Origin of the sequence: Halobellus inordinatus, assembly GCF_024464655.1 — an archaeon.
In the GTDB taxonomy this organism is placed as follows: Archaea; Halobacteriota; Halobacteria; order Halobacteriales; family Haloferacaceae; genus Haloquadratum; species Haloquadratum inordinatus.
Map to the genome: position 1 here is coordinate 144,254 of NZ_JANHAV010000006.1, position 17,999 is coordinate 162,252.

Sequence of the window (17,999 nt, forward strand, 5' to 3'; positions counted from 1 at the left end):
GACAGCGCGAGCCGCGCCGTCGCGCCGCTATCGCTGGCGGACGAACCAGACCGCGAACCACGCGAGGAGGACTGTGAGACCGCCGAGAAACACGAGTAGTCCTGGCGGGAGCCCCGAACTGGCGGCCGCCTCGGTCGCGATCCGGGTCGATTCAGTCGTCTGGACGGACACGCCGCCGTCGGCCCCGCCGGTTTGCGCGCCGAACGGGAGGCCTTCGATTGCGACCTGCGCGAGGATGCTCACGAGCCCGACGACTGCGACGCCGCCGAGCAGTCGCTTGAGCGCCGCCGAGAGGCCGGCGGTTTCCTCGCCGTCGGCAGCGACGACCACGAGCGGGCGGTCTGCGGGCGCGTATACGTTCATCTCGCGGCCTTTCTCGGAGTACGCCGTGTCGACGACTTCTACGGCGCCAGCGTCTTCGAGCCGCTGGATGTGATACTGGACGTTCTGCAGGGACGTATCGACCGCATCCGCGAGGGCGGCGGGGTTGGTCGGCTCCTCGTGAAGCGCCGAGAGAATCTGCCGTGCGGTCCCCGAGGAGAGCGCCGACAGCAGGTCGTCGGCATCGTCGTCGTCGAGTCCGACGACGCGCGGCGAGGCGTCGACGTCGGGCTCGGACTGGGAGGGCAAGAGACGAGCCATCGTGCGCTCGTAGAACGCAGACCGATACAAAGGTGTTGCCTGTGCGCCGTGGTTCGACAGACGGCTCCGCAATACACTTGCATCCCGGTGTCGTATCACCGAGTATGTACGTCCGGGACGCCAAAAATCGCGACGAGGTCTGGCTACTCGACAGGATCGAGGAGGCCGAAATCGACGATCCCGCGTTTCGCTCCCGGGACTACGTGATCGCGCTCGACGAGGAGTCCTCTCGGAAGGCCGGCTTCGGACGCATTCGCGTCCACAAGACGGAGGCCGGCAACTTCTGTGAACTCGCGTTCGTCTACACGCTCCCGCCGTGGCGACAGCAGGGCGTCGCCGCGCACGTCATCGAGCGACTCGTCGCCGAGGCGGGCGACGAGGGCTACGAGGCGGTTTACACGTTCACACGCCAGCCGTCGTACTTCACGCCGTTCGGCTTCGAGCCGCTAGAATCCGGCGACCTTCCCGAGCCCGTCGCGTCCCGGCTCGAAACGGTCAGAGCAGAGCGCGGCGACGAGGTCATCGCGATGCGCGTGCACGCGGATGATTTCACGGTCCCCGAGGAGTACCGCGAGCGGTTCAAGAACGCCGCTCCGGCAGACGAACCCGAAGACGGTGAAGTCCCCGTCGAGGAGACAGCCGAGGACTTCGGGATCGACCCCGAGGAAGCGACCTACAAGTACGATACCGGCAGCTGAAGTTAGTCTCGCTGACGCGGCGAGTGATCGGCCTCGTTTTAGGTCCGACCGTCGAGGAAGTCGGTACTGAAAACGAGGTACGCCAGGACCGTACAGAAGAGGATCGGCGGGAGGAGCGCGAACGCCCACAGCGGCTCGATCCCCCAGCCGAGGAGCAAGACGACGTTGCCGAGTCCGATCGCGAGAAACGGCGCGACGGCGAGCGCTGCCCGCTTGCGGTTTCTGTTCCCGGTCTCCGATTGGAGCGGCGCGTTCGGATCGAACTCCTCGTCGGTCGCCGCGGCGTCCGCGCGGTCGTCGGCCGACGTGGTTGAAGCCATACTGCGCTGTCGGGACTGCAGCGACAAAAGCGCCGCGCTGTCTCTCGCACGTAGAGGCCGCCAGACAGAGATGGTCCTCGATACGGCGCTTAGCGCTGAGCGTCTGGATCCCCGGCGTCGGCCTCCGCACGGGAAGCGAGTTCGACCAGGCCGAACAGGACTGCGAGGACGAGCGTCGAGACTACGATCCCGTAGAGTGCGACCGCGCCGGGCGTCAGCGGAATCGTCACCGAGGTGCCCAGAACGGCCGCCTCGGAGGCCGACTCCGCGCCGTTACCGCCGACGAGCAGACCGACGCCGCCCGAAATCGCGACGATCGTCGCGCCCAGCACCAGCATAATTCGTCGGCCGAGTCCGGGCGTCCCGGCGTCCGCTGTCTCGACGTCCGAGTCGGGCGCGTCGCCGCCTCCCTCGGCGTCAGTGTCTGTATCCGAGTGCACACGCTCGCTACGGCCGGGAGTGGCTTTTCACTTGCCCTTTGACGTGTCGACCGCTGACGGCCCTCGCGGACGTTCTCCCGCGGACGACAACGTACAAACGCCCCCCGGACGAACCGCCGGGCGATGACAGACGACCTCGTCGAACGCGCTCGCGACGCGCTCGCAGACGCCTACGTCCCGTACTCGGAGTATCGGGTCGGCGCGGCGCTCAGAACGGCCGACGGCACCGTGTACGTCGGCTGCAACATCGAGAACGCGAACTACTCGAACAGCCTCCACGCCGAGGAAGTCGCGATCGCGTCGGCGGTCCGAGACGGCCACCGAGAGTTCGACCGGATCGCGGTCTCCTCCGGTGCCCGCGACGGCGTGACGCCGTGTGGGATGTGTCGCCAGACGCTCGCGGAGTTCGCCGACGCGGACCTCGAAGTCGTCTGCGACGAGGGCGGCGACGACACGTCGACGTACACGCTCGGGGAACTCCTGCCGAACACGATCTCGCTGGAGACGCTCTCTGCGGCCGCGGAGCAGCGGGAGGGAGAGAGTCGGCCCGACGACGCCGACGACAGCAGCGGCGACACCGATCAGTAGCGGGCTCTTCCCGAACCCAGCCGACAGTATATTTTCGATGCGCCCGGGAGAGTACCTATGAGCGACAGCGAAGACCCGAACGACGAGGTCCAGTATCACGTCGCCGTCGGCCCCGACGACGTCGCAGACAGCGTCCTCCTCCCGGGCAACCCCGAGCGCGTCGACAAGATCACCGCGCTGTGGGACGACTACGAGGAGCGAGCCAGTCACCGCGAGTACCGCACGGCCACCGGGACCTACGAGGAGACGCCGATCTCAGTCACGTCGACGGGCATCGGCAGTCCCTCCGCCGCGATTGCCATCGAAGAGCTCGCTCGCGTCGGGGCAGACACCTTCATTCGTGTCGGGTCCTGCGGGGCGATTCAGCCCGAGATGGCGGTCGGCGACCTCGTCATCACCTCCGGTGCCGTCCGTCAGGAAGGCACCTCGAAGGAGTACGTCCGCGAGGACTACCCGGCCGTCGCGGACCACGAAGTCGTCGCCGCGCTCGTCGCCGCCGCCGAGCGGTTGGGCCACGACTACCATATCGGGCTGACGATGAGCGCCGATTCCTTCTATGCGGGACAGGGTCGCCCCGGCTTCGAGGGGTTCCGCGCGGCCGGCTCGGAGACGTTGGTGAAGGAACTCCAGGAGGCGAACGTGAAGAACATCGAGATGGAGGCCGCTGCGCTTCTCACCGTCGCGAACGTCTACGGGCTCCGTGCGGGGGCTGTCTGCTCCGTCTACGCGAACCGCGTCACGGGCGAGTTCCGAGCGGAAGGCGAATCCCGCGCGGCGGAAACCGCGAGCCTGGCCGTACACCTGCTCGCGAAGATGGACGAGGCGAAGCGCGAGGCCGGCGTCGACCACTGGCATCCGGGGCTCTCCATCGAGTGACGGTGCTCCCACACACGTGAATACGAGCCGCATTCCGCAGTTCCTTTATCCGATGCCGCCGCAGAAACGTCTATGAGTACGCAGGTCGTCGTCGTCGGTTCCGGCTACGCGGGTGCTGGTGCCGTCGCGCGTCTCGAAGAAGAGCTCGATCCGGGGACGGACCTCACGTGGATCTCGGAGCACGATTACCACCTCGTCCTGCACGAGGTCCACCGCTGTATCCGCGATCCAAGCGTCGAATCGAAGATCGCGATCCCGATCGACGACATCAAATCGCCCTCGACGGAGTTCGTCAAGGGCCACGTCACCGACGTCGACGTCGACGAGCGCGTCGTCGAACTCGAAGACGAAGAGATCGAATACGACTACCTCCTGCTCGCGATCGGATCGAGCACCGCCTTCTTCGGCATCGAGGGGCTCAAAGAGCACGCCCACGAACTGAAGAGCCTCGACGACGCCCGGTCGATCCACGCGGACGTAAAGCAGGCCGCAGAGGAAGCCTCCCGCGACGACCCCGCGGAGATCATCGTCGGCGGGGCCGGCCTCTCGGGCATCCAGACGGCCGGCGAGATCGCCGAGTACCGCGACGAACACCGCGCCCCGATCGACGTCACGCTCGTCGAGGGCCTCGACGAGGTCTTCCCGGGCAACGACCCGGAGCTCCAGGGTGCGCTCCGCAAGCGACTGGAGGATCTCGGCATCGAGATCCTCACCGGCGACTTCATCTCGAAGGTCGACGACGAGTTCGCCTACCTCGGCGGCGGCGAGGACGAAGAGCCCGAAGAACTCGCCTACGACACGCTGATCTGGACCGGCGGCATCACCGGCCACGAGGAAGTCCACGGCGTCGACCTCGACCAGGACGAGCGCTCCCACCGCGTCTTCGCCGACGCCGACTTCCAGACCTCGGACGAGCGCGTCTTCGCGCTCGGCGACACCGCACTCGTCGAGCAGGGTCCCGACTCCGTCGCGCCGCCGACGGCACAGGCCGCCTGGCAGGCCGCCGACGTCGCCGGCGAGAACGTCGCTCGCGCCGTCGCCGGCAAGCCGCTCAAGACGTGGCGTCACGACGACAAGGGGACGGTCGTCTCCGTCGGCGACGACGCCGTCGCTCACGACGTCAAACTTCCCGTTCTCGGGAGTTTCCCGGTGAGCGTCTTCGGCGGACCGGCCGCGCGAAACCTCAAGAAGGCGATCGCCGCACGCTGGATCGCCGACGTCGCCTCGCCGCGCCACGCGATCGACGCGTGGGACAGTATGTAACCGCAACGCCATAACGACACACTACGCGTACGCGGTCTCGACCGCGATCTCCCTCTATTCTCTCCCCCAACACGTCTCCGCTCTCAGCCGCAACGTCCCCGCCTCTCCCTGGACCGTCGTTCGACGCCATTGGATCCGAGCAGCGGCGCTGTTCGGTGGAACACAGCGAAGAACGAGGAACCGAGAGGGTTGCTCAGAATTGGAGAGAGCCGACGGAGCCGCAGCCGTGACGTACTACTCTCAGTGCGACGCTTCGCCGACGGGCGCGCGCATATCCTTGATGCGGAGGATGAGGATGTTGCCCGTGTCGTCCTTGCCGTCGACGACGCCCTCGATCACGAGTTTCGAGAGCGGTGTCGGACCGACGGTCACGTCGTCGCCTTCGTGGAAGTCACGGACCGAACCCTGAATGTGGATCTCCGCGCGGCACAGTTCCGGGTGGTGGACCGACGAGAGGTCGATCTCGTCGACGTTGACGTTCTCGACTTCCTCGCCGTCGTGGAACAGCGGGACGAACGCCGGCTCGTCCATCTGGTTCACGTCGAGCGCCTCGTAGGCGTTCGCCGTCGGCTTGTAGCCGCCTTTCGGGCCAGGTACGCCTTCGACGAGCTGGAGGGCTTTGAGGCTCTGCATCTGGTTTCGGATCGTCCCGGGGTTGCGGTCGACTTCAGCGGCGATGTCCTCGCCCTTTACCGCGTCTTCGCTCTCGCGGTGAAGGTTGATGAGTGCGGTCAGGATAGTTTTCTGACTGGACGTCAGCTCAATCGATGACATATCCAATCGTTCGCCGCATACGGTCTTAAATCCGGTGGATGGATGGATACAGTGTGAAACAGTCTCCCGATTTTCTTCCGATTCAGGCGCGTTCGTCACGTTTTTCTGCTCGCTCGGAGCCACCCTATCAGCAGTGGGTCTCCCACTGACCGATCCGGTACGGCTTTGTGAATCCTCGTTCGTGTGATCGGTATGGAAGATCAACGGATCCTCGTGACTGGGGGTGCCGGATTCATCGGCTCGAATCTCGCGAACCACCTGGCCGAGCGGAACGACGTCGTCGCCGTCGACGATCTCCACCTCGGGACGCCCGAGAATCTCGACGACGGGGTCGAGTTCGTCGACGCGAGCGTCCTCGACGACGACCTGCCCACCGAGGGCGTGGACGTGTTGTTCCACCTCGCGGCGTACTCCTCGTACACGATGGCCGAAGAACACAAGCGCGAGGCGACCCGCGTGAACGTCGAGGGCTTCGTCAACGCCGTCGAGCAGGCCCGCGAAGACGGCTGTGAGACCGTCGTCTACGCCTCGACGTCGTCGATCTACGGCTCGCGGACCGAGCCCTCTCCCGAAGACCTCCCGGTCGAGGCGCGCACCTGCTATGAGGCCTCGAAGCTCGCTCGCGAGAAGTACGGCGAGTACTTCCACCACCACTACGAGATGACGCTGGCCGGCCTGCGCTTTTTCTCCGTCTATCAGGGCTACGGCGGCGCCGAGGAACACAAAGGCGAGTACGCCAACACGGTCGCGCAGTTCGCCGAGAAGATCGCGAACGGCGAGCGACCGAAAGTGTTCGGCGACGGCTCCCAGACGCGGGATTTCACCCACGTCGGCGACATCGTCCGCGGGATCGAACTCGCGGCCGAGCACGAACTCCAGGGCGTCTACAACCTCGGCACCGGCGAGAGCTACACCTTCAACACGATGATCGAGATGATAAACGACGTACTCGGCACCGACGTCGACCCCGAGTACGTCGAGAACCCACTCGACGTCTACGTCCACGACACGATGGCAGACAGCACGAAGATGCGCGAGGCGACCGGCTGGGAGCCCGAAATCTCCTTCGAGGAAGGCGTCGCCCGCGTCTGTGAACCGTATCTGGAGTAAGCGAGGATCAGGATAGCAACGCCAGGCGTAAGGCGACAGCGACGCCTACGGTCGACGTATGACGACCGTACGTATCATCGGCGCGCCGACGGACTACGGCGCGAACCGACGGGGCGTAGATATGGGGCCCTCGGCGATCAGGTACGCCGGACTCGCCGAAGAACTGGAACGCACGGGAGTCGAGGCTGTCGACGACGGCGACGTCCTCGCACCGCACGCCGAAGAACGCGATCCGGACGCCGAGACGCTCCCCTCCGGACGAGCGAAGTTTCTCCGCGAAACTCGCGAAGTGGTGACGAGTCTCGCAGATCGCGTCGAGGGGTCACTCGCGGACGGCGAGGTACCGCTCGTACTCGGCGGCGACCACTCGGTCGCGATCGGCTCTGTGACCGGGTCGGCGCGCGACGCCGAGATCGGTGTCGTGTGGTTCGACGCCCACGGCGACTGCAACACCCCGGAGACGTCGCCGTCGGGGAACGTCCACGGGATGCCGCTGGCGGCCGTCCTCGGCATCGGCGAGTTCGCCGACGTGGCGTGGGCCAACGCGAGCGGACTGCGCCCCAAAAACGTCGCGATCGTCGGGCTTCGCGACGTCGACGAGCGCGAACGCAAAGCGATCGCAGAGACCGACGTGACCACCTTCACGATGTCCGACATCGACGAACGGGGGATCACGAACGTCGTCGACGATGCGCTCGACGTAGCCACCACTGGAACAGACGGTCTCCACGTGAGCCTCGATCTCGACTGGCTCGATCCCCGTGAAGCACCGGGCGTCGGGACCCCCGTTCGCGGCGGCGTCACGTACCGCGAAGCCCACTCGGCGCTCGAAGCGGTCGCCGACCGCGACTGCCTCCGCTCGCTCGAACTCGTCGAGATCAATCCGATCCTCGACGAACGCAACGAAACGGCGTCGCTCGCGGTCGAGTTGGCGGCGAGCGCGCTCGGAAAACAGATCCTCTGACGCCCTGTGCGACGTCACCGCACACCGGATTTCCGGTGAACCGTCGGCGAGATGACCGCTCGCCCTGAACGCCGCTATTCGGCTTCGGTATCGTCGTCAGCGACGGCTTCGGCCTCGGCTTCGTCGTCCAGTTCGTCCTCCGCACCCGCTGCGAAGTGTACGTCGACGCTCGCGACGGCGTCGCCGGCGTCGAGATCCATCACGATGACGCCCATCGTGTTTCTACCCACGATGGAGACGTCTTCGACGGGCGTCCGGAGGATCTGCCCGTCGCCGCTCATCACGAACAGGTGGTCGCCGGGGCCGACCGTCTCTAACTCACAGACGCGCCCGTTGCGGTCGTTCGTCTTGATATCGATGAGGCCCTTCCCGTTCCGAGACTGTCGGCGGTACTGTCCGACGTCGGTCCGCTTGCCGTAGCCGTTCTCGGTGACGGTGAGGACCCACTCGTGGCGGTCAGGTTCGACGGCCGCCAGCGCGGCGACCTCGTCGCCGCCCTCCAGGTCGATCCCGCGGACGCCGCGGGCCGAGCGGCCCATCGACCGGACTTCGTCCTCGGCGAAGCGGATCGCCATTCCGTCGCGACTCGCGAGGATCAGGTCCCGACTCCCGTCGGTGACTTCGACGTCGGCGAGGGCGTCCTCGTCGTCGAGTTTCGTCGCGATGATCCCCGTCGAACGGATGTTCTGGAACTTTTCGACGCTCGTCCGCTTGACGTACCCGTTCCGGGTCGCCATCGTGAGGTACTTCTCCTCCTCGGATTCGATCTCGGCGGTGTTGACGACGGCGGTGATCTCCTCGCCGTCGTCGAGATCGAGCAGATTGACGGCGGACTTCCCGCGGGCGGTGCGGGACATCTCCGGAACCTGATAGGTCTTCAGCTGATAGACCTGTCCGTGGTTGGTGAAGTACAGCAGATAATCGTGAGTGCTCGCGACGTACACCGAGGAGACCCGGTCGCCTTCCTTCAATTCGGTGCCGATGATCCCCTTCCCGCCGCGGTGCTGGGCGCGGAAGCTGTCCAGCGGCATCCGCTTGATGTAGTCGTCCTCGGTGACGACGACCACGACGTCCTCCTCGGCGATGAGGTCCTCGTGTGTGACCGTGCCGGTGTCTTCGATGATCGACGTCCGCCGGTCGTCGTCGTATTCGTCTTTGATCTTCGCCAGTTCGTCTGTGACGACGGCGTCGAGTTCGTCGGGGTTCTCGAGGATCGTTTCGAGGCGCTCGATCCGTTCTTGGACCTCCTCGTACTCGGATTCGATCTCGTCGGCTTCCATCGCAGTGAGCGACCCGAGCTGCATCGCGACGATGTGATCGGCCTGCGCTTCCGAGAAGTCGAAAGACGGCAGCGGCTCCCCGTCCGCCTCGACGACGTGCTCGCCGCGCAGTGCGGCTTTCGCGTCGTCACGGCTCTCGGAGTTTCGGATGACGGAAACGACGTCGTCGACGTTCTCTAGAGCTTGCAGTCGGCCTTCGAGAATGTGGGCGCGCTCTTTCCGCTCGTCGAGTTCGTACGCCGAACGGCGACGGACGACGTCGCGTCGGTGCTTGACGTACTCTTCGAGGGTCTCTTTCAGCGTGAGGACCTTTGGTTGGCCGTCGACGAGCGCGAGGTTGATGACGCCGAACGTCGATTCGAGGTGGTGTTCCAGCAGTTGGTTTTTGACAATCTCGGCGTTGGCACCGCGCTTGAGCTCGACGACGACGCGGATGCCGTCGCGGTCGGACTCGTCGCGCAGATCGCGGATGCCCTCGATCTTCCCTTCGTTGACGTCGTCGGCGATGCGTTCGACGAGTCGCGCTTTGTTCTCCTGATACGGGAGTTCGGTGATGACGATCCGGTCGTCTTGGACCTCGAACTCGGCACGGACGCGGACCCGACCGCGACCCGTCTTGTACGCCTTGTGGATCGCGTTGCGGCCGACGATGTTCGCGCCGGTCGGGAAGTCCGGCCCCTTGACGTACTCCATTAGATCCTCGACGGTGGCGTCGGGGTTCTCGATGAGGTGAGTCGTCGCGTCGATCACCTCACCCAGGTTGTGCGGTGGGATGTTCGTAGACATCCCGACTGCGATCCCCGAAGAGCCGTTGACCAGGAGGTTCGGGAACGCCGAGGGCAGGACCTCGGGTTCCTCCAGCCGGTCGTCGTAGTTCGACTGGAAGTCGACGGTGTCCATCTCGATGTCGTCGAGGAGTTCCTCGGCGATGGGAGCCATCCGCGCCTCCGTGTACCGCATCGCCGCCGGCGGGTCGCCGTCGACGGAGCCGAAGTTCCCCTGACCGTCGACGAGCGGGTAGCGCATCGAGAAGTCCTGCGCCATCCGTGCGAGCGTGTCGTAGATCGCCGAGTCGCCGTGCGGGTGGTAATCACCCATCGTCTCGCCGACGATCGAGGACGACTTCCGGTGCGAGGAGCGGGCGGTGATGCCCGACTCGTGCATCGCATAGAGGATGCGCCGGTGGACGGGTTTGAGGCCGTCCCGGACGTCCGGGAGTGCCCGCCCCGCGATGACCGACATCGCGTAGTCGATGTAAGACTGTTCCATCTCCTGTTCGATCCGTGCGGTCTCGACCTCCGCGGCGATGCCCGCCCCGGGATCGAAGGCCTCTGGTGCGTCAGAACTCATCTATATGTCCACCCATTCGGCTTCGGTCGCTCTGTCTTTGATGAACTGCTTGCGCGGTTCGACGGCGTCGCCCATCAGCACGGAAAACATCTTGTCCGCCGCAGCGGCGTCCTCTACGGTGATCTGCTTGAGAACCCGGTTCTCGGGGTTCATCGTCGTATCCCAGAGCTGATCGGGGTTCATCTCACCGAGGCCCTTGAACCGCTGGACCTGCGTGGGGTTGCCGTTGCACTTCTCTTCGATGATGCGGTCGCGTTCGGCCTCCGTCATCGCGTCGTAGGTCTCCCCGCGGTAGCGGACGCGGTACAACGGCGGCTTGGCCGCGTAGACGTAGCCCGCTTCGACGAGCGGCCGCATATGGCGATACAACAGCGTCAGAAGCAGCGTCCGGATGTGTGCGCCGTCGACGTCGGCGTCCGTCATCAGGATGATCCGCTCGTAGCGGACGTCCTCGATGTCGAACTCCTCACCGACACCCGCGCCGATCGCGGTGATGAGCGCTCGCACTTCGTCGTTCTCCAGCACGCGGTCGAGCCGGTGTTTCTCGACGTTCAGGATCTTCCCTTTGATCGGGAGGATAGCCTGGAAGCGGCGGTCGCGACCCTGCTTTGCGCTACCGCCCGCCGAGTCACCCTCGACGACGAACAGCTCGGACTCGGCGGGATCGCGGCTCTGACAGTCCGCGAGTTTACCCGGCAGCGACGTCGACTCCAGCGCGGATTTCCGGCGGGTGAGTTCCTCGGCCTGCTTGGCGGCCTTGCGGGCCTTCGCGGCCTCGACCGCCTTGCTGACGATCGCTGTGGCAGTGTCGGGATGCTCCTCGAAGTACGTCCCCAGTTTCTCGTGGGTGACGGATTCGGTGATCCCGCGCACTTCGCTGTTGCCGAGTTTCGTCTTCGTCTGTCCCTCGAACTGTGGATCGGGGTGTTTGACGGAGATGACTGCGGTCAGTCCCTCGCGGACGTCCTCGCCCTTCAGGGAGTCGAGGTCGTCCAGCAAGTCGTGCTCGCTGGCGTAGTCGTTGACGACGCGGGTCAGCGCCGTTTTGAAGCCAGTGAGGTGGGTCCCGCCCTCGCGGGTGTTGATGTTGTTTGCGAAGGCGTGAATCGAGCCCTGAAGTTCCTCTGTGGCCTGCAGCGCCACTTCGACCTCGATGTCGTCCTCGGTGTCGGTGTAGTAGATGACGTCGTCGTGGAGGACGGTCTTCGTCTCGTCGAGATAGCGGACGAACTCGCGGATGCCGCCCTCGTAGCAAAACTCGCGTGAGCGCCCCTCGGGGACGGTCTCGTCGTCTTCGTCGCCGACGGCGCCGGGTTCTTCGACGAGTCGGATCTCGACGCCGGAGTTGAGGAAGGCGAGTTCGCGAAGTCGGTTTTCGAGCGTCGAAAACTCGAAGTCGACCGTCTCGAAGATCTCCTCGTCGGGCCAGAAACGAACGGTCGTGCCCGTCTCTTCGTCCTCGTCGAGGTCGCGGACGCGCTCGAAGGCGCCCGCCTCGGGTTCGCCGTGGTCGAAACTGTCTCGCCAGAGCGCGCCGTCGCGCTTGATCTCGACTTCGAGGCGGCTCGACAGTGCGTTGACGACGGAGACGCCGACGCCGTGGAGCCCGCCGGAGACCTGGTAGGATTTGTTGTCGAACTTCCCGCCGGCGTGGAGGACAGTCATAATGACTTCGACGGCAGGGCGATCGTACTGCTCGTGGGTGTCGACCGGGACGCCCCGGCCGTTGTCGGAGACCGACACCGAGCCGTCATCGTGGAGCGTGACTTCGATGTGGTCGCAGTACCCCGCGAGCGCTTCGTCGATCGCGTTGTCGACGACCTCGTAGACGAGGTGATGTAACCCTCGCGAGTCCGTCGACCCGATGTACATCGCCGGGCGCTTCCTGACGGCTTCTAAGCCTTCGAGGACCTGAATCTGCCCGGCCCCGTACTCAGTATCGCGTGACATTGAACGTGTCTTCGTTAAGCTACCTCCATTCTTAAACCCTCGCACGCGCGGGCGCGAAACTACGTATGATACCACGCCTCGGGAGAGCAGTTTCACAGATCGCCCGATCGAGCGCAACACGGCGGCCAGTAAGGGCGTCCTACTGGGGCTGATACTGTCGGACAGAACTGTGTGAAGAGTATCGGCACCCCGTGGGTGCCAACACAGTTCACGAACTGCTGTCCGACAGTATGAGACCGCGTGCCGACCTCGGTGAACCGACAGCGCAAAGGCGACCGCGCGGCTACGAGCGGGTATGAGCGACGCCGAGGACGAGCCGCTGAAGCCCAGCGACGTCGGCGACGAGTCGAACGCCCCGCCGATCTCCGAGAAGCCCTACAAGATCATCTTCGAGGGGAACAAATGCATCGGGGCCGGCCGCTGTGCGGAGGTCGCCGACAACTGGGAGATGGACATCAAATCCGGTCTCGCCAATCCGAAATCGTACTTCATCGGCGAGGACGAACTCGAAGAGAACATCCGCGCTGCGGAGGTCTGTCCCGGAAAGAAGGACAAAGGCGTCATCCACGTCGTCGATCGCCGCACCGACGAGGAGATCGCGCCGAATCCGCACGGCGACGGGACGCTCAGCGTCGACTGGTAGGCGAGCGACGACGTGCGTTCCGCCCGACAGGCGAAGCGAAACCACTAACCGGCCGTCCGCGGAATGGCCGCTTGCGCGGGGGTGGCTGAGCTAGGCCAAAGGCGGCGGACTTAAGATCCGCTCCCGTAGGGGTTCGTGGGTTCAAATCCCATCCCCCGCATCCGAATCTGCGAGCGAAGCGAGCAGTTCGGCTTCTATGGATGGATTTGAACCCTGCCGGTCGAGCGCAGCGAGTACCGAGCGAGCACGTCCGGCTCCGGTTCAAATCCCATCCCCCGCACTGCGTGTCCGAGCGTCAGCGAGGACCGCTCGTTTACGGTGGGATTTGAATCAGGGAACAACTTCGTTGTGACCGTGGTTCAAATCCCATCCTCCCACATCTGAATCCGCGACCGAAGCGAGCAGCTCGGGTTCTATGGGTGATTTTGAGTCGTGCCGAGCGCACTGCTCATTACTCCGGGGGCGACGTCCGAACCGTAAGGACCGGTACGTCGGAGTGCTGAACGACGCGCTCCGCAACGCTGCCGAGCAGGACGTGCGGGAGACCCGTACGCCCGTGTGTGCCGAGGACGACGAGGTCGACGTCGTTCTCGTCGGCGTACGCGAGAATCTCCTGATGCGGCGTCCCATACTGGACCGCGGTGATCGCGTAGATACCGACGTCCGCCGCGCGGTCGTGGATCTCCGCGACGGAGGTTCGCCCGGCTTCCTCTACCCCTTCTTGGACGGACTGGCTGTGCGCGTCGAGTGGAACAGCCGAGGTGTCGACGACGTGGAGGACGTGCAGCGTCGCCTCGCTCAACCGCGCGAGGTGGATCGCGTGTTCGGCCACACGCGCCATCCCGTCGCTTCCGTCGGTCGGGACCAGAATGGTGTCGTACATCACCGCTAGTTCGTCGGGTTCACACTAAGGTAGTGAGTCCGTACGAGTGCTGGAGAGGGGTTACGGTTGCTCCTGGGAGTCACGGCCGCTCACTGGGGCCACGGCTGGTCACTGCGTCGTATCGCGCGCCGTCGAACCGCGGTCGAATCTCCGACAGGGGTAAAAACCACGGTGCGGTAGAAAGACCAATGAGTCAGGAAGCGGCCGAGAAGGGTCGCGTCCGCGTCGTCGGCACTGCGCACGTCTCCGAGGAGAGCGTCCGCGAGGTGGAAGAGACGATCGAGGCAGAACGCCCCGACGTCGTCGCCGTCGAACTCGACGAGGGACGATACCGGCAGATGAAGGGCGGAGAGCCCGACGACATCGAGCCCGGGGACCTGCTCCGCGGCAACACGGTGTTTCAGTTCATCGCCTACTGGATGCTGTCGTACGTGCAGGCGCGCCTGGGCGAGGAGTTCGACGTGACGCCCGGTGCGGATATGCTCTCGGCGGTCGACACCGCCGAAGAACACGGAATCGACGTCGCGCTCGTCGACCGCGACATCAACGAGACGATGCAACGCTTCTGGTCGCAGATGGGGATCGTCGAGAAACTCCGAATGGTGGGCGGACTCGCCTTCGGAATCGGCGACAGCCGCGGCGTCGGCCTCGCCGCGGGCGTCGTCCTCGGTGTGATCTTCGGCCCGCTGGTGGCGATCTTCGGTGGGAGCATCGGCATCGGACTCCCGTTGCTCTCGCGCGTCACCGGCGGCGTGATCCTCGCAGTCGGCGTCGCGGCCGCGATCTGGACGTTCGGCGCGTCGCTTCTCTCCGCCGAGGATCGTCTCGTCGCAGCGCTGGCCGCGGGCGTCGCAATCGGCGGCATCGGCGGCGTCGGCTTCGGTCTCGCCGCACCCGCTGTCGATCTCCTGGGATCGTTCGTCGTGCGCGTCGTCGGCAGTATGGCGGTCGGCATCGTCGGCGGCCTCCTCGTCGGCGGCGTGCTCGGGCAGTTCGCCTCGACGTTCGGCTACGGAGAGGTCGAAGACGTCGAGGAGTTCGATATGTCCGAGATGACCGACACCGACGTCGTGAGCGCGATGATGGAGGAGTTCCGGCAGTTCTCGCCCGGCGGGGCGGCAGCGCTCATCGACGAGCGCGACGCGTTCATCGCGCACAAACTGGTCGCGCTCCGGCAGTCTGGCGCGAACGTCGTCGCCGTCGTCGGCGCGGGCCACCGCGAGGGGATCGAACGCTACCTCGACCACCCCGAGGAACTCCCGCCGATGTCGTCGCTGACTGGAACGGACGGCGGCGGCGTCCCCTGGGCGAAAGTCGTCGGGACGGGCATCTCGCTCGTCGTGGTCGGCTTCTTCGCGCTACTGGCGCTCTCGTCGGCCGGCAACGACACGCTCTTGCGACTGTTCGGCGCGTGGTTCCTCGTCAACGGTCTCTTCGCGGCAGGGCTCGCGAAGGCGGCGGGCGCGCGGTGGTCGTCCTCGCTCGTCGGCGGCGCAGTCGCGTGGATGACGTCGATCAACCCCTTCCTCGCGCCGGGGTGGTTCACGGGCTACATCGAACTCCAGCACGACCCCGTGAACATCTCCGACATCGGCACGCTCAACGAACTGCTCGCCGACGAGGAGAAACCGATCCCGGATCTGATGAACGAGATGTTCGCCGTGCCGCTGTTCCGCCTCATCGTCGTCGTCGCGGCGACGAACATCGGCAGCATCGTCGCCTCTGCGCTGTTCGTCGCGTACCTGCTCCCGCTGTTCGCGCTCGATCTCGGGGGTGCGGCGGGCGTGACCCAACTGCTCTTCGAGGGCGCGAAGAACGGCTGGGAGATCCTCTGGAACGCGATCGGGTGACGTGACGTCCTGTGGCTCCGCTCGCGCGGATCGCCTTTCGGGGTCGTCCATATTTCAGCCGGTTCACTGCAACCCACAAGGGCCAACACCCCACGCCCCGTACGCCCAGTCGGAATGGACACGTCTCGAATTTCCTTCAGCTCCAAAGAGCTGCAAGATCTGGCGCTGGCGTGGATTGCCCTCGGCGTCGCCTTCGCCATCTTCTTCGCCGGTGGTGGCCAGCGCGCAGTCACCGGCATTCTACAGGGCGGCGTCGTCGCCCCCATCCTGCTCAGCCTCCTGACTGCTGGCGTCGGCTTTCTCCTCCACGAAATCGCCCACAAAGTCGTCGCTGTCCGTTTCGGCCAGGTCGCAGAGTTTCGCGCGGACTACGGAATGCTCTTTCTCGCCGTCGTCAGTTCGCTCGCCGGCTTCATCTTCGCGGCTCCCGGCGCGGTCTATCACCGCGGTCGACTGACCGCCCGCGAGCACGGCCTCATCGCGATCGCCGGCCCCGTAACGAACGCCCTTCTCGCCGTCGTCTTCCTGCCGGTGTTCTTCCTCGGCGTGCTCGTCGGCTCCGACTTCCTCGCACTCGCGGGGTCGCGCGGACTCACGATCAATCTCTTCTTGGCGACGTTCAACATGCTCCCGTTCGGCCCGCTCGACGGGAAGACCGTGCTGAGATGGAGTAAAACCGTCTTTGCGGGGTTCTTCGTGCCCTCGCTGTTGTTGACGATCGGCGCGTTCGTGGTCGGATTCGGGTTCTGACCCGGCGGCAGCGTCCGACAGTCACTCGGCGCTCGACGCTGGCTCGTGTCCGTGCCCGAGTACGAACGCGAGCACGTTGAGGGCGACCAGACCGGCGAAGAGGAGGGCTTCGCCACCGGTCAGGCCGCCGAAGATGAGCGGGAGGTACGTGAACGGCAGTACGATGGCAGCCCAGAAGCTCGCCGCCGCCGTGCTGCGGAGGCCAGCGCGAGTAGCTGTACCGACGACACTGAGACCGCGACGGAGGGCGCCGCGCGCGAGGGTCGCTTCGAGGGAGTGGGGGACACTGGACATCTGTGTTTCCTCACTTCCTCGTAGAACTGGCACCCACATATAACGCGACGAGCGTTCAGTCGTTTCGTGACCGTTTACCGGGGTTCGAGGACGTTTCAGGGACGTTTTATGAGCCATCCAGAAGCGCTTAGACCGTTCATTCTCTGATATGCGATCGTATCTCCAAGTAGCTACTCCCGCGACCGCGGGTGTCGGTATCGCAGTGACGAGGACGTCGGGTGGACTCCTTCTCGTCAAGTGCTGGCCCGCCCGGAGACCGGACGTATTTTCTTGCCCCGACGCGGGCATTCGGATATGACTGACGACGACGCGGGGGCGGACCCGGATGGGAACGCGGAGCCCGAATCGGACGCGGAGGAACTGACGTACGCCGAGGCGGGCGTCGACATCGAAGCGAGCGAGGCCGCGACGGCGGCGCTGATCGGCGCGGTCGGCGAGAGCGAGGGCGACTACGCCGGACTGCTCGACATCGGTGACCGCTATCTCGCGCTCGCCACCGACGGCGTCGGGACGAAACTGCTCGTCGCGGAGGCGCTCTCGGACTACTCGACGGTCGGCATCGACTGCATCGCGATGAACGCCAACGACCTCGTCGCGGCCGGCGTGCGCCCGGTCGCGTTCGTCGACTACCTCGCGGTCGACGACCCCGACGAGACGTTCGCCGAGCAGGTCGGCGAGGGCCTCCGGGCCGGGGCCGACGAGGCAGACCTCGAACTCGTCGGCGGCGAGACGGCCGTGATGCCGGAAGTAATCCGTGGCCTCGACCTCGCGGGGACCTGCGCCGGCCTCGCCGCGAAGGACGCCATCTTCCCCGGCGAAGCGGACCCGGGCGACGCACTCGTCGGATTCCGGTCCTCGGGCATCCACTCGAACGGCCTCACGCTCGCCCGCACGGCCGTCACGCGCGACCACGAGTACACTGACGCCTGCCCGTTCGGCGACTACGACACGCTCGGGGAGGCGCTGCTGGAACCGACCCGGATCTACACGCACCTCCTCGATCCGATGCGCGAACACGACGTCCGCGCCGCCGCGCACGTCACCGGCGGCGGGTGGACGAACCTCGAGCGGATGGGCGACTACCGCTACGTCGTCGAGGACGCCTTCGACCCCCAGCCGGTATTCGAGTTCGTCCAGTCGGAGGGCAACGTCTCCGACGAGGAGATGCACCGGACGTTCAATATGGGCACGGGCTTCGTCTGCGCGCTCGCACCTGAGGACGCCGAAGCGCTCGCCGACGCCACCGACGGACGCGTGATCGGTCGCGTCGGGGAGGGCGAGGGCGTCTCGATCCGCGGTCTCGAACTCTGATTGCGACTCGATT

General features: G+C 65.5%; 18 protein-coding genes and 1 tRNA gene. 11 read left to right on the plus strand and 8 right to left on the minus strand.

Annotation, left to right across the window (positions count from 1 at the left end; translation table 11 throughout):
- Positions 1 to 27: 27 nt before the first annotated feature.
- Positions 28 to 642 carry an ArsR/SmtB family transcription factor gene (locus NO347_RS12235; protein ID WP_256289853.1) on the minus strand — a complete coding sequence of 205 codons (615 nt, stop codon included), beginning with the start codon at positions 640 to 642 and terminating at the stop codon, positions 28 to 30.
- Positions 643 to 746: 104 nt separating this feature from the next.
- Between NO347_RS12235 and NO347_RS12240 the strand changes: the two genes are divergently transcribed.
- A complete protein-coding gene (locus tag NO347_RS12240) occupies positions 747 to 1,340 on the plus strand; it encodes a GNAT family N-acetyltransferase (protein ID WP_256289854.1) in 594 nt (197 codons plus the stop codon).
- Positions 1,341 to 1,378: 38 nt separating this feature from the next.
- On the opposite strand, the gene NO347_RS12245 is transcribed toward NO347_RS12240, so the two are convergent.
- Entirely contained in the window at positions 1,379 to 1,660 is a 282-nt protein-coding gene (locus NO347_RS12245; RefSeq protein ID WP_256289855.1) for a DUF8142 family protein, read from the minus strand.
- 89 nt (positions 1,661 to 1,749) lie between these two features.
- A complete protein-coding gene (locus NO347_RS12250) occupies positions 1,750 to 2,100 on the minus strand; it encodes a DUF7520 family protein (RefSeq protein ID WP_256289856.1) in 351 nt (116 codons plus the stop codon).
- A 123-nt stretch (positions 2,101 to 2,223) separates the two neighbouring features.
- Between NO347_RS12250 and cdd the strand changes: the two genes are divergently transcribed.
- The 3 genes from cdd to NO347_RS12265 all read left to right on the plus strand — a co-directional run bounded on the left by cdd (position 2,224) and on the right by NO347_RS12265 (position 4,827).
- Positions 2,224 to 2,688 carry a cytidine deaminase gene (gene cdd / locus NO347_RS12255; protein ID WP_256289857.1) on the plus strand — a complete coding sequence of 155 codons (465 nt, stop codon included), beginning with the start codon at positions 2,224 to 2,226 and terminating at the stop codon, positions 2,686 to 2,688.
- A gap of 57 nt (positions 2,689 to 2,745) precedes the next feature.
- Positions 2,746 to 3,564: a nucleoside phosphorylase gene (locus NO347_RS12260; protein ID WP_256289858.1), complete on the plus strand. Its 819-nt coding sequence runs from the start codon at positions 2,746 to 2,748 to the stop codon at positions 3,562 to 3,564.
- Positions 3,565 to 3,636: 72 nt separating this feature from the next.
- The gene (locus tag NO347_RS12265) at positions 3,637 to 4,827 is read left to right on the plus strand and encodes an NAD(P)/FAD-dependent oxidoreductase (RefSeq protein ID WP_256289859.1); all 1,191 of its coding nucleotides are present in this window, start codon (positions 3,637 to 3,639) and stop codon (positions 4,825 to 4,827) included.
- A gap of 240 nt (positions 4,828 to 5,067) precedes the next feature.
- Here the strand turns inward: NO347_RS12265 and NO347_RS12270 are convergent, their stop codons facing one another.
- Positions 5,068 to 5,601, minus strand: coding sequence for an Rrf2 family transcriptional regulator (locus tag NO347_RS12270; protein WP_256289860.1), 534 nt, complete (start codon positions 5,599 to 5,601; stop codon positions 5,068 to 5,070).
- A gap of 192 nt (positions 5,602 to 5,793) precedes the next feature.
- On the opposite strand from NO347_RS12270, the gene NO347_RS12275 reads away from it, so the two are divergent.
- Positions 5,794 to 6,711 carry an NAD-dependent epimerase/dehydratase family protein gene (locus NO347_RS12275; RefSeq protein WP_256289861.1) on the plus strand — a complete coding sequence of 306 codons (918 nt, stop codon included), beginning with the start codon at positions 5,794 to 5,796 and terminating at the stop codon, positions 6,709 to 6,711.
- 58 nt (positions 6,712 to 6,769) lie between these two features.
- Positions 6,770 to 7,675 carry an arginase gene (gene rocF, locus NO347_RS12280; protein ID WP_256289862.1) on the plus strand — a complete coding sequence of 302 codons (906 nt, stop codon included), beginning with the start codon at positions 6,770 to 6,772 and terminating at the stop codon, positions 7,673 to 7,675.
- Positions 7,676 to 7,749: 74 nt separating this feature from the next.
- Here the strand turns inward: rocF and gyrA are convergent, their stop codons facing one another.
- Together gyrA and gyrB are read right to left on the minus strand one after the other, a co-directional pair.
- Positions 7,750 to 10,305, minus strand: coding sequence for a DNA gyrase subunit A (gyrA, locus tag NO347_RS12285; protein WP_256289863.1), 2,556 nt, complete (start codon positions 10,303 to 10,305; stop codon positions 7,750 to 7,752).
- The gene (gene gyrB, locus NO347_RS12290) at positions 10,306 to 12,255 is read right to left on the minus strand and encodes a DNA topoisomerase (ATP-hydrolyzing) subunit B (RefSeq protein ID WP_256289864.1); all 1,950 of its coding nucleotides are present in this window, start codon (positions 12,253 to 12,255) and stop codon (positions 10,306 to 10,308) included.
- Between the two features lie 295 nt (positions 12,256 to 12,550).
- Between gyrB and NO347_RS12295 the strand changes: the two genes are divergently transcribed.
- Both NO347_RS12295 and NO347_RS12300 read left to right on the plus strand, forming a co-directional pair.
- Positions 12,551 to 12,898, plus strand: a complete 348-nt coding sequence (locus tag NO347_RS12295; RefSeq protein ID WP_256289865.1) for a ferredoxin — start codon at positions 12,551 to 12,553, stop codon at positions 12,896 to 12,898.
- 75 nt (positions 12,899 to 12,973) lie between these two features.
- A tRNA-Leu gene (locus NO347_RS12300) sits at positions 12,974 to 13,058 on the plus strand.
- A gap of 291 nt (positions 13,059 to 13,349) precedes the next feature.
- Here NO347_RS12300 and NO347_RS12305 read toward each other — a convergent pair.
- Positions 13,350 to 13,781 (minus strand): universal stress protein, encoded by a 432-nt coding sequence (locus NO347_RS12305; RefSeq protein WP_256289866.1) that lies wholly within the window; start codon positions 13,779 to 13,781, stop codon positions 13,350 to 13,352.
- Between the two features lie 188 nt (positions 13,782 to 13,969).
- On the opposite strand from NO347_RS12305, the gene NO347_RS12310 reads away from it, so the two are divergent.
- Positions 13,970 to 15,631, plus strand: a complete 1,662-nt coding sequence (locus NO347_RS12310) for a TraB/GumN family protein (protein ID WP_256289867.1) — start codon at positions 13,970 to 13,972, stop codon at positions 15,629 to 15,631.
- Positions 15,632 to 15,745: 114 nt separating this feature from the next.
- Positions 15,746 to 16,381 (plus strand): zinc metalloprotease, encoded by a 636-nt coding sequence (locus tag NO347_RS12315; protein ID WP_256289868.1) that lies wholly within the window; start codon positions 15,746 to 15,748, stop codon positions 16,379 to 16,381.
- Between the two features lie 21 nt (positions 16,382 to 16,402).
- On the opposite strand, the gene NO347_RS12320 is transcribed toward NO347_RS12315, so the two are convergent.
- The gene (locus tag NO347_RS12320; protein WP_256289869.1) at positions 16,403 to 16,675 is read right to left on the minus strand and encodes a DUF8028 family protein; all 273 of its coding nucleotides are present in this window, start codon (positions 16,673 to 16,675) and stop codon (positions 16,403 to 16,405) included.
- 294 nt (positions 16,676 to 16,969) lie between these two features.
- Between NO347_RS12320 and purM the strand changes: the two genes are divergently transcribed.
- Entirely contained in the window at positions 16,970 to 17,986 is a 1,017-nt protein-coding gene (gene purM, locus NO347_RS12325; RefSeq protein ID WP_256289870.1) for a phosphoribosylformylglycinamidine cyclo-ligase, read from the plus strand.
- Positions 17,987 to 17,999 lie beyond the last annotated feature (13 nt).

What these genes read in the sequence shown, in the direction of transcription:
- NO347_RS12235 (WP_256289853.1), bottom strand. Translation starts at nt 642, where the DNA reads ATGGCTCGTCTCTTGCCCTCCCAGTCCGAGCCCGACGTCGACGCCTCG.
- NO347_RS12240 (WP_256289854.1), top strand. Translation starts at nt 747, where the DNA reads ATGTACGTCCGGGACGCCAAAAATCGCGACGAGGTCTGGCTACTCGAC.
- NO347_RS12245 (WP_256289855.1), bottom strand. Translation starts at nt 1,660, where the DNA reads ATGGCTTCAACCACGTCGGCCGACGACCGCGCGGACGCCGCGGCGACC.
- cdd (WP_256289857.1), top strand. Translation starts at nt 2,224, where the DNA reads ATGACAGACGACCTCGTCGAACGCGCTCGCGACGCGCTCGCAGACGCC.
- NO347_RS12260 (WP_256289858.1), top strand. Translation starts at nt 2,746, where the DNA reads ATGAGCGACAGCGAAGACCCGAACGACGAGGTCCAGTATCACGTCGCC.
- NO347_RS12265 (WP_256289859.1), top strand. Translation starts at nt 3,637, where the DNA reads ATGAGTACGCAGGTCGTCGTCGTCGGTTCCGGCTACGCGGGTGCTGGT.
- NO347_RS12270 (WP_256289860.1), bottom strand. Translation starts at nt 5,601, where the DNA reads ATGTCATCGATTGAGCTGACGTCCAGTCAGAAAACTATCCTGACCGCA.
- NO347_RS12275 (WP_256289861.1), top strand. Translation starts at nt 5,794, where the DNA reads ATGGAAGATCAACGGATCCTCGTGACTGGGGGTGCCGGATTCATCGGC.
- rocF (WP_256289862.1), top strand. Translation starts at nt 6,770, where the DNA reads ATGACGACCGTACGTATCATCGGCGCGCCGACGGACTACGGCGCGAAC.
- gyrA (WP_256289863.1), bottom strand. Translation starts at nt 10,305, where the DNA reads ATGAGTTCTGACGCACCAGAGGCCTTCGATCCCGGGGCGGGCATCGCC.
- gyrB (WP_256289864.1), bottom strand. Translation starts at nt 12,255, where the DNA reads ATGTCACGCGATACTGAGTACGGGGCCGGGCAGATTCAGGTCCTCGAA.
- NO347_RS12295 (WP_256289865.1), top strand. Translation starts at nt 12,551, where the DNA reads ATGAGCGACGCCGAGGACGAGCCGCTGAAGCCCAGCGACGTCGGCGAC.
- NO347_RS12305 (WP_256289866.1), bottom strand. Translation starts at nt 13,781, where the DNA reads ATGTACGACACCATTCTGGTCCCGACCGACGGAAGCGACGGGATGGCG.
- NO347_RS12310 (WP_256289867.1), top strand. Translation starts at nt 13,970, where the DNA reads ATGAGTCAGGAAGCGGCCGAGAAGGGTCGCGTCCGCGTCGTCGGCACT.
- NO347_RS12315 (WP_256289868.1), top strand. Translation starts at nt 15,746, where the DNA reads ATGGACACGTCTCGAATTTCCTTCAGCTCCAAAGAGCTGCAAGATCTG.
- NO347_RS12320 (WP_256289869.1), bottom strand. Translation starts at nt 16,675, where the DNA reads ATGTCCAGTGTCCCCCACTCCCTCGAAGCGACCCTCGCGCGCGGCGCC.
- purM (WP_256289870.1), top strand. Translation starts at nt 16,970, where the DNA reads ATGACTGACGACGACGCGGGGGCGGACCCGGATGGGAACGCGGAGCCC.